This window comes from Rhizobium sp. FKY42, assembly GCF_005222835.1.
GTDB lineage: Bacteria > Pseudomonadota > Alphaproteobacteria > Rhizobiales > Rhizobiaceae > Neorhizobium.
Genome location: NZ_STGA01000006.1, coordinates 146,626 through 159,663 on the forward strand (window position 1 = coordinate 146,626; position 13,038 = coordinate 159,663).

Annotated in this window: 13 protein-coding genes; 8 read left to right on the plus strand and 5 right to left on the minus strand. The window is 58.9% G+C overall.

Going from position 1 to position 13,038, the window contains the following annotated elements; translation table 11 throughout:
• The first annotated feature begins 54 nt into the window (after positions 1 to 54).
• The 6 genes from hemC to E8M78_RS03940 all read left to right on the plus strand — a co-directional run bounded on the left by hemC (position 55) and on the right by E8M78_RS03940 (position 6,027).
• Positions 55 to 984, plus strand: a complete 930-nt coding sequence (gene hemC / locus E8M78_RS03915) for a hydroxymethylbilane synthase (protein ID WP_137133806.1) — start codon at positions 55 to 57, stop codon at positions 982 to 984.
• 6 nt (positions 985 to 990) lie between these two features.
• Positions 991 to 1,689: a uroporphyrinogen-III synthase gene (locus tag E8M78_RS03920; protein WP_137133807.1), complete on the plus strand. Its 699-nt coding sequence runs from the start codon at positions 991 to 993 to the stop codon at positions 1,687 to 1,689.
• A gap of 88 nt (positions 1,690 to 1,777) precedes the next feature.
• Complete coding sequence (locus E8M78_RS03925; RefSeq protein ID WP_137133808.1) at positions 1,778 to 3,139, plus strand: hypothetical protein; 1,362 nt, start codon at positions 1,778 to 1,780, stop codon at positions 3,137 to 3,139.
• Between the two features lie 11 nt (positions 3,140 to 3,150).
• Positions 3,151 to 4,767 (plus strand): heme biosynthesis protein HemY, encoded by a 1,617-nt coding sequence (locus E8M78_RS03930; protein ID WP_137133809.1) that lies wholly within the window; start codon positions 3,151 to 3,153, stop codon positions 4,765 to 4,767.
• An 8-nt stretch (positions 4,768 to 4,775) separates the two neighbouring features.
• Entirely contained in the window at positions 4,776 to 5,252 is a 477-nt protein-coding gene (locus E8M78_RS03935) for a TerB family tellurite resistance protein (RefSeq protein WP_137133847.1), read from the plus strand.
• 13 nt (positions 5,253 to 5,265) lie between these two features.
• Positions 5,266 to 6,027, plus strand: coding sequence for a glutamine amidotransferase (locus E8M78_RS03940; RefSeq protein WP_137133810.1), 762 nt, complete (start codon positions 5,266 to 5,268; stop codon positions 6,025 to 6,027).
• A 3-nt stretch (positions 6,028 to 6,030) separates the two neighbouring features.
• Here the strand turns inward: E8M78_RS03940 and E8M78_RS03945 are convergent, their stop codons facing one another.
• On the minus strand, positions 6,031 to 7,269 hold the full coding sequence (locus tag E8M78_RS03945; RefSeq protein ID WP_137133811.1) for an MFS transporter: 1,239 nt from the start codon (positions 7,267 to 7,269) through the stop codon (positions 6,031 to 6,033).
• 135 nt (positions 7,270 to 7,404) lie between these two features.
• On the opposite strand from E8M78_RS03945, the gene E8M78_RS03950 reads away from it, so the two are divergent.
• The gene (locus E8M78_RS03950) at positions 7,405 to 7,698 is read left to right on the plus strand and encodes a YggT family protein (protein WP_137133812.1); all 294 of its coding nucleotides are present in this window, start codon (positions 7,405 to 7,407) and stop codon (positions 7,696 to 7,698) included.
• Positions 7,695 to 8,018, plus strand: a complete 324-nt coding sequence (locus E8M78_RS03955) for a DUF167 family protein (RefSeq protein ID WP_137133813.1) — start codon at positions 7,695 to 7,697, stop codon at positions 8,016 to 8,018. The genes E8M78_RS03950 and E8M78_RS03955 overlap by 4 nt, the downstream gene beginning before the upstream one ends.
• Here E8M78_RS03955 and ppa read toward each other — a convergent pair whose 3' ends face one another.
• The 4 genes from ppa to E8M78_RS03975 form a co-directional block, all read right to left on the minus strand.
• A complete protein-coding gene (gene ppa / locus E8M78_RS03960) occupies positions 8,019 to 8,552 on the minus strand; it encodes an inorganic diphosphatase (RefSeq protein ID WP_137133814.1) in 534 nt (177 codons plus the stop codon).
• A gap of 102 nt (positions 8,553 to 8,654) precedes the next feature.
• On the minus strand, positions 8,655 to 9,161 hold the full coding sequence (locus E8M78_RS03965) for a GNAT family N-acetyltransferase (protein WP_137133815.1): 507 nt from the start codon (positions 9,159 to 9,161) through the stop codon (positions 8,655 to 8,657).
• A 176-nt stretch (positions 9,162 to 9,337) separates the two neighbouring features.
• On the minus strand, positions 9,338 to 11,158 hold the full coding sequence (gene typA, locus E8M78_RS03970) for a translational GTPase TypA (protein ID WP_137133816.1): 1,821 nt from the start codon (positions 11,156 to 11,158) through the stop codon (positions 9,338 to 9,340).
• Between the two features lie 145 nt (positions 11,159 to 11,303).
• Positions 11,304 to 12,884 carry an alkaline phosphatase gene (locus E8M78_RS03975; RefSeq protein WP_137133817.1) on the minus strand — a complete coding sequence of 527 codons (1,581 nt, stop codon included), beginning with the start codon at positions 12,882 to 12,884 and terminating at the stop codon, positions 11,304 to 11,306.
• Positions 12,885 to 13,038 lie beyond the last annotated feature (154 nt).

The window sequence follows — 13,038 nt, forward strand, 5'->3', positions numbered from 1 at the left end:
CGATGCGGGTGAAACCCGTTTACGAAGCTATCGCGTAACAATGGATGACAACAGATGCAAACAAAACCTTTCCGCATCGGCACTCGCGGCAGCCCGCTGGCGCTGGCCCAGGCTTCGGAAACCCGCGCCCGCCTGATGGCAGCGCACGATCTGCCGGAAGAAATGTTTGAGATCGTCGTTCTTTCCACCAAAGGTGACCGCATCACCGACAGACCATTGGCGGAGGTGGGCGGCAAGGGCCTGTTTACGGAAGAGCTTGAAGCGCAGTTGCTGACCGGCGAACTGGATTTCGCTGTTCACTCGTCAAAGGACATGCCGACGCTTCTGCCCGCCGGGCTGGAAATCTCTGCCTATCTGCCACGGGAAGATTTTCGCGATGCCTTCGTCGGGCGCACGGCACCCACCCTGATGGCGTTACCGCATGGCGCAACCATCGGCTCTTCATCGCTTCGTCGTCAGGCACTTATCCGCCGCCGCAGACCGGATATTACGATCATCACCTTCCGAGGTCTTGTGGAAACGCGGCTGCGCAAGCTGCAGGACGGCGAGGTCGATGCCACGCTTCTGGCACTCGCGGGCCTCAATCGACTATCCATGCCAAATGTCGCAACGGAACTGATGGACCCCGCAGATTTTCCGCCTGCGCCGGCGCAGGGTGCGATCTGCATCGAAAGCCGCATCGGGGACCGGCGCGTGCTCGATCTTCTCGATGCCATCAATCACCGTCCGACCTGGGATGCGGTGTCCTGCGAGCGTGGCTTTCTGGCGGCACTGGACGGCTCCTGTCGCACGCCCATTGCCGGTTATGCCGTCTGCGAGGGCGACAAGCTGAAGTTTTCCGGCCTGATCCTGACGCCCGATGGCACTCACGAGCATGCCGTGGAGCTTGAAGGCGACCGTATCGATGCAGGCACGATTGGCGTGAAGGCCGGTACGATTGTCCGGGAGGCCGCGGGAACAGGCTTCTTCGAAAGCTGGAGCTAGCGTGACATGCGGGTGCTGATAACCCGGCCACGGCACAGCGCGGAGCGCACGGCGCAGACGCTTCTTCGCCTTGGTCATCAGCCCCTCATTCTACCGCTGAGCAGTCCGCACCATTTGACCGAAGCCGCAAAGGCTGCGCTTGAACGCAGCCAAGGGGCCATAGCCATCACCAGTGCAGAAGCGGTTCGAGCCCTGTCCGGCCTCGATCTCTCCCATCATCTGGATCGACTGGTCTATGCCGTTGGCGCTGCCACTGCGGATGAAGTCAGGCGGGCCGGGTTCCGGCACATGCGAATCGCTGACGGAACGGGAGAAAGTCTCGCCCGGTTACTGACCTCAGAAGGGCCGCCCGACGTCCTCTACCTGGCGGGTCAGCCCCGTTCACCCGATTTTGAACGGGGCCTGACGGACGCCAGCCAGCCATATTCGACCACGGTCTGCTACGAAATGCAGCCGGTCATCTGGAATGAGGCACAGCTTCGATTACTGGATCCTCCGCCGCAGGCAGTGCTTCTTTACTCAAGCGAAGCCGCCAGACGGTTCTGCAATCAACCTTTGGTTAAGCGTAACCTTCGATTCTGGCAGGACTGTCACTTCCTCTGCCTCAGCGAAAAGGTCGCACGCAGCCTTTCAGATGCGGCAAACCGGCGTGTTTCAATTGCCGATCAGCCGACGGAAGAGGCCTTACTTCTACTCCTTTCGTAAGTGTCGGGAACCAAAATCCCTTCTGCCTCTTTCCATCATCCATCTTGCTGACTAGGTTTGAGCTGGAACAATTCTAGAAGAGGTTGCCATGGTTTCGGATAAACCGCCCCGCCGTTCACGTTCGGGAAAGACGCCGGTCACGATCGATCTGGCAGCCGAGGACAAGAACGTCGAAGAAAAGGGCGTCATCGCGGAACCTGTGCGTGCCGACGATACAGACGCAGCGACGCCAGCGATTTCGAACGAGGCGTCGGGGGATCACGCACCGGCCAAAGCAGCAGCCGCAGAAGGCCTGTTGACGGACAGCAAACCCGCTCAAAGCGCTCCCGCTTCTGGTGAGGCTACGGATGCGGAGCCGGCGAAGATCGGGGAGGAAGCGCAAGCCACCTCCATCGAGACAAAGGCGGCAGCGGAGCTTCCGCCAAAGCCTGACCATGCGCAGGAATCGTCCGCCTCGCCTTTTGGACAGGAGACAGCCGAAAAGCCCGTGCAACCGGCAACCCCGGTCGTTGAAGAGAACCTAGCCTCAGGCAAAACAGAACCGCGGGCCAAACAATCGCCCTCCACATCTGCCATGATCGCCGCTGGTATTGCGGGCGGGCTCGTCGCATTGCTGCTGGCGGGCAGTATGCAATATGCGGGCATTATTCCGGGTCTCGGTCCACAAGGGCGTGGCGACACGGCCGCCATCGACCAATTGCGCCAACAGGTCGCGGCGTTGCAAAACGCCAAACCACCGGCAGATCTTTCCGCGCGCATTGCAGCATTGGAGAAGAATGGCGGCGGCAATACACAATTGGTCCAGCAGGTTGAAACCTTGCAGCGGGATCTGGCCGCTGCAAAATCTGCCAATGCCGCAATGGGCGATAACAGCGCCAAGCTTGGCCAGCGCATGCAGGCGCTCGAGCAGAGGATCAACCAGCCGGGTCGCGAACAGGCAATAGCGCGCGCATTGGCGGCAGCTGGCCTCAAAGCCGCAACGGATAGAGGTGGCTCGTTCAAGGCGGAACTTGACACATTCGCGAGCGTAGCGGCGGATGATCCGGCAGCCTCGAAACTGCAAGCCTATGCGGACAAGGGTGTGCCCACGCGGGCGGATCTGGTCCGCCGCTTTCCTGCCGCTGCAAATGCCATGATCGATGCCATTCACCAGCCCGCCGCTGAAGAGGGCATAGCAGCGCGCCTGATGTCCAGCGCCATGCGCGTGGTGAAAGTTCGTCCGGTTGGCGATGTCGACGGCGATACGCCGGAAGCGCGCGTGGCCCGCATGGAGGAGCGCATCAAAAATGGCGACTTGAAGGCCGCAGCAGCGGAGTTTATCGGCCTGCCGGATGCAGCAAAGCAGGCAGCCTCAGCCTACAAACAGGCACTCGATGCACGCATAGACGTGGATGAGTTGGCTGCCGGTACGCTGACACGTGCCATGGCTGCCAGTGGTTCGAACGGTTGAGGAGCATCTGAATGATCCGTCTGTTTATCTTCGCGATCGTTACTCTTGCCCTTGGCTGGGGTTTTTCCTGGCTGGCGGATCGCCCAGGCCTGATTGCCATCACCTGGCAGGACCAGTTGATCGAGACCAGCATCATGGTTGCCGCCACGGCGCTGGTTGCGCTGATCGGCGTAGTCATGTTCGTCTGGTGGTTGATCCAGACGATTTGGACCTCTCCGCACTCGGTACGCCGCTTCTTCCGCGCCCGCAAACGGGATCGTGGCTATCAGGCGCTCTCGACCGGCCTTATTGCTGCCGGAGCTGGTAACGCTCTCTTGGCGCGCAAGATGACTGCACGCGCTCGTGGCCTATTGCGGGCAGATCAGGAACCGCTCATTCACCTGCTCGAAGCACAGACGGCGCTGATCGAGGGCAGACACGAGGAAGCCCGTGAGAAGTTCGAACGAATGGCCGATGATCCCGAGACGCGGGAACTGGGTCTGCGTGGCCTCTACATGGAGGCTCGCCGGTTGGGTGCCAACGAGGCGGCACGGCAATATGCGGAAGCGGCCGTCGAGAATGCCCCCTATTTGCCCTGGGCTGCGGAGGCGACCCTCGAATACCGCTCGCAGTCTGCCCGATGGGAGGAGGCCATTCGCCTGCTCGACCAACAGAAGGTGGCGAATGTCATTGAGCGAAAGCGCGCAGACCGACTGAAGGCCGTGCTTCTGACCGCACGAGCGACAGAGCGTCTTGAAGGGGATCCGAAAGGCGCGAAGGACGACGCAAACGCCGCCTTGAAGTTGGCAAAGGACCTTGTTCCGGCGGGCATTATCGCCGCCAAGGCTTATCTTCGGGAAGACAATTTGCGCAAGGCGGCAAATATTCTTGAGGGTCTGTGGAAACATCAACCCCACCCGGATGTGGGCATGCTCTATCTCCGCGCCCGTCCCGGCGACAGTGCGGCGGATCGCATGTTGCGCGCCGAACGGCTGGAAAAGCTCAAACCCAATAATCCGGAATCGCTTCTGATCATGGCGCAAGCCGCGCTGGACAAACAGGATTTCAAACTTGCGCGAGAAAAGGCGCAAGCAGCACTTCGCATGGATCCGAGAGAAGGCATCTATCTGCTTCTGGCCGATATCGAGGATGCAGAAACCGGTGATCAGGGCCGCATTCGCCACTGGATGGCGCAGGCGGTTCGCGCCCCGCGCGACCCAGCCTGGGTTGCAGATGGCTTTTTATCGGACCACTGGCTGCCGGTCTCGCCCGTAACCGGACGGCTCGATGCGTTCGAATGGAAGCGACCGTTCGGACAGCTCGAAGGTCCGGTGGAGGAAGGTACGGTCACAGCCGAAACGGCCATCGCAAGCCTTCCTCCGATCATTGCTGATACGAATACCGGGGACCAGACTTATGCACCCGAACCTTCGACAGCATCTTCAGCAATCAAACAGGCACCACAGAAACCGGTCAAGCTGGAGGTCATCCAACCTTCCGCCGCAAGCCCCGCACATTCAAAACCCTCGACCCCACCTTTGGAAGAGATGAAAGCGCCGGATCCGTTCAACGGTCGCCCGCCAGATGACCCCGGCGTCAAGGATGAGACTGCTCCTACCTCAAGCGCAACCAGACTGCGGCTGTTTTGACCATGCTGATGTTCGAGCGAATTCAGGAATTTTTTCAGGAACTCGGTGTTGGGCGCCCGGGTGATGCCTATTCTCCGGACGATCCGCGTGTTGCCTTCGCAGCCCTCTGCTTTCAGGTGATGGAGGCCGATGGCTCCATTTCAGCTAAGGAGAAACTGCGCCTGGAAGATATGCTGCGCGAACGCTACCAGCTGGACAAGTCGCATCTCGATAGCCTGATGGAAGCAGGGCGCTCCGCAGGGTCGGAGGCGGTTGACTATTATCGTTTTACCTCCGATCTTAAGCGACATCTAAATCCCGACGAATGCGTCGCCCTGATTGGAGCCCTCTGGGATCTGGTCTATGCCGATGGGGAGCGCAGCGAGATGGAGGACCATGTGATCTGGCGAATTGCCGATCTTCTAGGGGTCTCGGCGCGGGATCGGGTAACGGAACGGCAGAAAGTTGCCGCAAGAACTGTTGGGAAAGACGCGGGAGGAGATTGAGGATTATTGATCAATGCTGATGGTTCCGAACCGTCGAACTGAAAAACAACCCATTCTCGTCGTTCTGCATCAGGAACGCTCTTCTCCCGGTCGCGTGGGCCAGATGCTAACGGAAAAGGGGTACCCGCTCGACATTCGTCGACCGGTGCTTGGCGATCCGCTGCCTGATAGCCTGACCGCTCATGCAGGCGCGGTCATCTTCGGCGGCCCGATGAGTGCCAACGATCCAGAACCCTTTGTGAAAACAGAGATCGACTGGATCTCGGTTCCCCTGAAAGAAAACAAACCCTATCTCGGCATCTGTCTCGGCGCGCAGATGATGGTGAAAAGCCTGGGCGGAAATATTGGCCCTGACCGCGATGGCATGACCGAAATCGGCTGGTATCCCATCCGTCCCACAGCGCATGGCCGCCTGCTGATGGACTGGCCATCCATGGTATACCATTTTCATCGCGAAGGTTTTGATGTCCCGCGCGGGGTCAAACTTCTGGCGGAGGGCGATGCCTATCCGCATCAGGCCATCCGCTATGGCGAAAATGCCTGGGGCGTGCAGTTCCATGCCGAACTGACACGGGCCATGATGCACAGCTGGGTCGTTCGCGGCGCATCCCGCTTCAGCATGCCCAATGCCCAGCAAGGCCGGGAACACCTGGAAGGCCGGATGATCTTTGATGCGCCGTTGCGCGCATGGCTCTGGAATTTTCTCGATCTCGTCTTCGACAAGCCAGCTTTCGAGGCGGCGCGGCCCGTCAAGCCAAAGCTCAAGAGTGTCTAACCTCTACCTTTCGCCGGGCGCATCCAGATTGTCGATCCAGCGCAATTTCGGGAAGCCGATCGCCCATATAACGGCAACGGCGAGAGTTCCGAAACCGCCGATCACGACCGCCGGAACAGCGCCGATCAAATGTGCCATTGTGCCCGCGCGGAATTCGCCCAACTCGTTCGAAGCACCGACAAAAACCATGTTCACGGCGTTCACGCGACCGCGCACCTCATCCGGCGTCCACAACATGATGAGGCTTTCACGCACATAGACCGAAATCATGTCGGATGCGCCCATCAACATCAGCGCCGCGATCGAGAGCCAGGCAACTTGCGACAGGCCGAAGACAATCGTACCGATCCCGAAGAGGCCAACGCCTACAAACATGAAAAGACCGGCATGATGGCGGATCGGATAAGCCGCCAGAAGCACGGCAACGACAAGCGCACCGATACCGGGAGCGGCGCGCAGCAAGCCGAGACCCCATGGTCCGAGCGCCAGAATATCCCGGGCGAAGACCGGCATCAGAGCGACAGCGCCGCCCAGCAGTACGGCAAAGAGGTCAAGCGAGATCGCGCCCAGAACCACCTTTTCGCTGAAGATGAAGCGGAAACCCGCAAGGATCGTGTTCCAGCTTACCGCCTTCGAAGCCGTTCTCTGGTTCGGCTTCGGGATGCTGATGATCAGCACCATTCCCGCCGCCATGAAGAAGAGAGCGACGCTGTAGGCGGCAACCGGACTGACACCGTAAAGCAGGCCGCCGGCAACAGGCCCGAGGATCGAGGCCGTCTGCCAGGAAGAAGAGTTCCAGGCAACGGCGTTGGGCAGGTCCGCCTCCGGCACCAGGTTCGGCGCAAGCGACTGTACTGCAGGCCCCATGAAAGCACGTTCTATGCCGAAAACCACAAGGATCCCGAAAACAGGCCAGGGCGAAAAGCTGTGCGTCAGGGTCAAGCCCAGCAAGGCCGCCGTGCATAATCCACCTATGCCCAGGCAGATCGCGACGATGGCGCGTCTGTTGTAGCGATCTGCCACGGCGCCCGTCACAAGGATCAGCAAAAGCGACGGCAAGAACTGGAAAAGGCCGATGAGCCCGAGATAAAGAGCATTGCCCGTCACATCATACATCTGCCAGCCGACGGATACGCTGACGATCTGGATCGCAAAGGCAGCCAGGAAACGCGAAAAGAAGAAGCGCGCATAGGCGGAATGCCGGAATGCGGCAAAGCGATCTGCTGAGGCGGTAATGGACATGGATGCTTGGCTTTCGCAACGCTCCCGACAGAAACGGAACGCCGTTCACTATGATTCGCAATGGGCCGAGGGTCAGCCCTTGTGGCTTAAGTCGTCAATAGCTAAATGTCTGTCAACCGAGAAATGGAGATATGAATGCTCGCGCTGTTTCAGACCATCGATCTGGCTTTGAACCTCTATACCTGGGTCCTGATCCTCAGTGCCATCTTCTCGTGGCTGTTTGCGTTCAACGTCATCAATTCGAGCAATCAGGTCGTCAATACCATCGGAACGATGCTGTATAACCTGACCGAGCCGGCCCTGCGCCCCATTCGTCGCTTCATGCCAAACCTCGGCGGTATTGACATCTCGCCGGTGATCCTGCTGCTCATCATCTTCTTCCTGCGCTCGCTGCTTTGGACCTCGATTGCACCGATCTTCATCCGGTGAGTGAGGCGGGACAGCCGATCAGCGCTTTCGCGGATCATATAAGGTTGAGCGTTCGGCTAACACCGAATGCATCGCGCGATCAGGTGGAAGGTACAGAAATTGCCGACGATGGCGAGTGCTGGCTGCGCGCTCGCGTAACTTCGGTGCCGGAAGACGGCAAAGCCAACAAGGCCCTGATACGGCTTATCGCCAAATGGCTGCGTGTTCCGAAATCCTCGATCTCTTTCATTTCCGGCGAAACATCGCGTAAAAAAATCCTCCGGATCGAAGGCGAGCCGGAGGATCTAAAGGCCAAATTCAGTGCGCTCCTGCGCGACTGATCACTTCTGTGCGTTGTAACGCTCGATCGCCTCGACGATCAATTTCTTGGCAACATTTACATCCTGCCAGCCGCCGATCTTCACCCACTTGCCGGGCTCCAGATCCTTATAGTGTTCGAAGAAGTGCTCGATCTGCTTGAGGGTGATCTCCGGCAGATCGGTATAGTTCTCGATCTTGTCGTAGCGGCGCGTCAGCTTCGGCACCGGCACGGCAAGGATCTTCTCATCCTTGCCGCCATCGTCTTCCATCACCATGACGCCGATCGGGCGAACATTGATGACGCAGCCCGGAACGAGCGGACGCGTGTTGCAGATGAGAACATCCACCGGATCGCCATCTTCAGACAGCGTATGCGGCACAAAGCCGTAATTGCCCGGATAGGTCATCGGTGTGTAGAGGAAGCGGTCAACGACGAGAGCGCCCGCATCCTTGTCCATCTCATACTTGATGGGATGGCCACCGACTGGCACTTCCACGATAACATTCACGTCGTCCGGCGGGTTCTTGCCGATCTTGATCGCATCGATACGCATGGTTCTCCCCGAGTGCGTTAAATTGTGTCGCCTCGATACTGGGAAAATCGCCGCATTGCAACACGACCATATGCGCAGAAGCGGCTTTGAGCCGCCTTCATCTCAAGACCAGACGAAACCGATCTTGCGCAGCTTCTTCTCGCCGAAATCTTCCATACCCTCGACGAGATCCTGTCCGCCATGCCGACGGAAGAAACGCACGGCATGTTCACTATCTTCCAGGCACCAGACGACAAGGCCCTTGCAGCCGAGCGAACGGAGAAGACGGCAGGATTCGCCAAACAGCTTACGTCCCATGCCAATCCCCTGGAATTCGGGGCGGAGATAGATTTCGTAGATCTCACCGTCCTGAGGAAGCGCCCGCGCGCGGTTCAGGCCAACGGTGGCATAGCCTGCGATCGTGCCAGCGACGTCCAGCACCAGCAGCGTCGCCGGTCCTCGTGTAGCCCGACGCCACCAAGCTTCACCACGGCGCTCCAGCATTTCCGTCAGTTGCTTGTGCGGAATGAGCCCCGCATAGGCTTGGGCCCAAGCCTCGCGATGAACCTCTGAAACCGCTGCGGCATCGTTGGGCTCTGCGCGTCGGACGTCAATGGTTAGTGTCTTCATGACCTTGCTCACTCATGTCTGACGCAACTAACACTGCGTCGCACGTCTCATTCATGCGCTGTGAAGTTAACGCATTCTTAACCATCACGACAAGACGGGACCGAGCACTGCCCACGAAAAAGGGCTCCGGTTGCGACGACCGGAGCCCTTCCACATTTCAGACCTGTTTAAACTGATCAGGCGATCTTCTGCTTCTCGAAACGCTTGCGATCGTTCGGGTCGAGGTACATTTTACGCAGACGGATGGACTTTGGCGTCACTTCCATCAGCTCGTCGTCCTGAATCCAGGACAGCGCACGGTCCAGCGTCATGCGGATCGGCGGGGTCAGCTTCACGGCTTCGTCCTTGCCGGCAGCGCGGATGTTCGTCAGTTGCTTGCCCTTCAGCACGTTCACTTCAAGATCGTTGTCGCGGGAGTGAATGCCGATGATCATTCCCTGATACACCTTTTCACCCGGCTCGATGATCATCGGGCCGCGATCTTCCAGGTTGAACATGGCGTAGGCCACGGCTTCTCCGGAACCGTTCGACAGAAGAACACCGTTGTTGCGGCCAGCAATGGCGCCCTTGAACGGCTGGTAGCTGTGGAACAGACGGTTCATGATCGCGGTACCGCGCGTATCCGTCAGCAGTTCCGACTGGTAACCGATAAGACCACGGGTCGGTGCCAGGAACTTCAGGCGGATACGATTGCCGCCGGAGGGACGCAGTTCCGTCATTTCAGCCTTGCGCTCGGACATCTTCTGCACGACCACGCCGGAATGCTCTTCGTCGACATCGATCACAACTTCTTCGATCGGCTCCATGGTTTCACCGGTCGCCTCGTCCTTGTGCATCACGACACGCGGACGCGACACAGCCAGTTCGAAGCCTTCGCGACGCATGGTTTCGATGAGAACGGCGAGCTGCAATTCGCCGCGGCCGGACACGAAGAAGGAATCCTTGCCTTCGGCCTCTTCGATTTTCAGGGCGACGTTGCCTTCGGCTTCCTTCAAAAGACGGTCGCGGATAACACGGCTCGTCACCTTGTCGCCTTCCGTGCCAGCAAGCGGGCTGTCATTGACGATAAAGGACATGGTGACCGTCGGCGGATCGATCGGCTGTGCCGTCATGGCTTCCGTGACGGACGGATCGCAGAACGTGTCGGCAACAGTTCCCTTGGAAAGACCGGCGATGGCCACGATATCTCCCGCATGGGCTTCGTCGATTGCCGTGCGCTCGATACCGCGGAATGCAAGGATCTTGGAGATACGACCGGTTTCGATCGTCTTGCCATCCTGCCCCAGAACCTTCACCGACTGGTTTGGCTTGATGGAACCCGACGCGATGCGGCCGGTGATGATACGGCCAAGGAAGTTGTTGGCTTCCAGAATCGTACCGATCATGCGGAACGGACCTTCTTCAACCGTCGGCTCCGGCACGTGCTTCAGCACCAAATCGAGAAGGGGTGCGAGACCCTCATCCTTCGGGCCTTCCGGATTGAAGTTCATCCAGCCATCGCGGCCCGAACCGTAGAGAATCGGGAAGTCGAGCTGCTCGTCCGTCGCGTCGAGGTTGGCGAACAGGTCGAACACTTCGTTGATGACTTCCTCATGGCGGCCATCCGGACGGTCGATCTTGTTGATCGCCACGATCGGACGAAGACCAACCTTCAGAGCCTTGGAGACAACGAACTTCGTCTGCGGCATCGGGCCTTCGGAGCTGTCGACCAGCACGATCGCGCCGTCCACCATCGAGAGGATACGCTCGACTTCACCACCAAAGTCGGCGTGGCCGGGGGTGTCGACGATGTTGATGCGAACACCCTTCCACTCGACGGAGGTCGCCTTGGCAAGAATCGTGATACCGCGCTCTTTTTCCAGGTCGTTGCTGTCCATCACGCGTTCTGCAACGCGCTGGTTTTCACGGAAGGAGCCCGACTGTTTCAGGAGTTCGTCGACGAGGGTCGTTTTCCCATGGTCAACGTGCGCGATGATCGCGATGTTGCGTAGTGCCATATCAAAAATCTCTGAAGCTGCGGCGCTTGAACCATCAATAATGAGAACGCGCCAATTTTCGTTGGCGCGCTCATAGCCTGTTTTTCGCAAACGCGAAAGGGGGCGGGACCGGAACAGTTAATTCCGCCCCGTCAGCCCGGTAAAATCATGCCCTGCGAACCGGATCGAGCGTCACCTTGTAAAGCTCCACGTCGTCGCGATCCATCAGTCGCACAGTCAATTGCTCGGTCTGACCGTCCACGTCCACGAGGCCGAAAAACTGGAGACCGGCGGACGGCGGCAGGTTCTGCCCCTGCTCGGCCGTCGGTGCCTTGATGAACTTCAGCTCAGGGCCAAACGTCATGTCGAGGTCGTTCGGGCCGAATGTTCCCGCATGTAGCGGACCGGAGATGAATTCCCAGAAGGGGTCGAAATCCTGGAACTTGGCCTTGTCGGGGTTGTAATAATGGGCAGCCGTATAGTGCACATCCGCCGTCAGCCACACGGTGTTGGAAATGCCCGCCGTCTTGATGAAGCGAAGCAGATCGGCAATCTCCAGTTCGCGGCCCTTCGGCGCCCCATTGTCACCCTGGGCAACCGCTTCCGTACCCTTCCGGTTGGCAAAATCATCCCAGACGATGACACCGAGTGGCATGTCCGCAGCTATGATCTTCCACGTGGCCTTGGAGGCAGCCAGCTCCTGCTTCAGCCAGGCCACCTGCTGCTCGCCCAGAATGCGCGATTCCGGCGTCTGCTCCGTCTCCATGCCGTCGTGGTTCGAACCGCGATAACTGCGCATGTCGAGGAAGAAGACATCGACCAGCGGACCATAGGCGATCTTGCGATAGACCCTGCCCGGTTCGGCGGGCGTATAGCGGATGGGCGACATTTCATGGAAAGCACGGGCAGCGCGCGCCGTGAGCAGGGAAACGGATTTTTCCTTGTAGCGATCATCCGCCATCAGGTTCTTGCCGGATGACCAGTTGTTGACGACTTCATGATCGTCCCACTGGTAGAAAGTCGGACAGACGGCGGAAAGCTCTCGCACATGACGGTCCATCATGTTGTATTTCCACTGGGCGCGGTATTCGTCCAGCGTCTCGGCCACTTTGCGTTTTTCGTCGATCAGCACCATGTTCTTCCATTTGGTGCCATCCTTGAACGCGACCTCATCCTTCATCGGCCCATCAGCATAGATGGTATCGCCGGAATGAATGAAGAAATCAGGCTGATGACGTGCCATCGTCGCATAGGTCTTCATGCCGGTTTCATCGATCCCCCACCCCTGACCCGCCGTATCGCCGGACCAGGCGAAGCGCACGGAACGGCGCGACGTCGGGGCCGTGCGGAAACGCCCAGTGATCGGTTCCGAGACAGCGTTGATGTGAGCAAGGTCGGCTGCGACGAAGCGATAGAAAATGTCCTGATCGGACGGCAGGTCTGCAAGCAGGCGTTTCACGGCGAAATCCGTCTCGGCCAGCGCATCCATCGGCGCAAGTCGCACCGAACTCTTGAAGCTTTCGGTCGTGGAATATTCCATCATGATGCGCGACGGACGATCGACACGGGTCCAGATCATGCCGGATGACGTGTCGACATCGCCCGACTGAACGCCATGGGTGAAGGATGGCCGGTCAGCACCACGGGCGTAAAACGGCACAGCGAGACCGGAACCCGCGACGAGGCCGGTTGCAGCTGTGGAAACGAGGAAGGAACGGCGTGACACCTGTCCGAGTGTGTTGCGCATGAAACTCTCCTGGAGTTCGATGGATGGAAGCGGTCGGTACGAAAACTCGCTGACCGGAACCCATCATGCGCACGTGTCAGATTCATCATGCCTAAATGAAGTTTTATTGATGTTTCCGTGACGGAGATAGAACTCCGCCCCGGAAACGCTATTG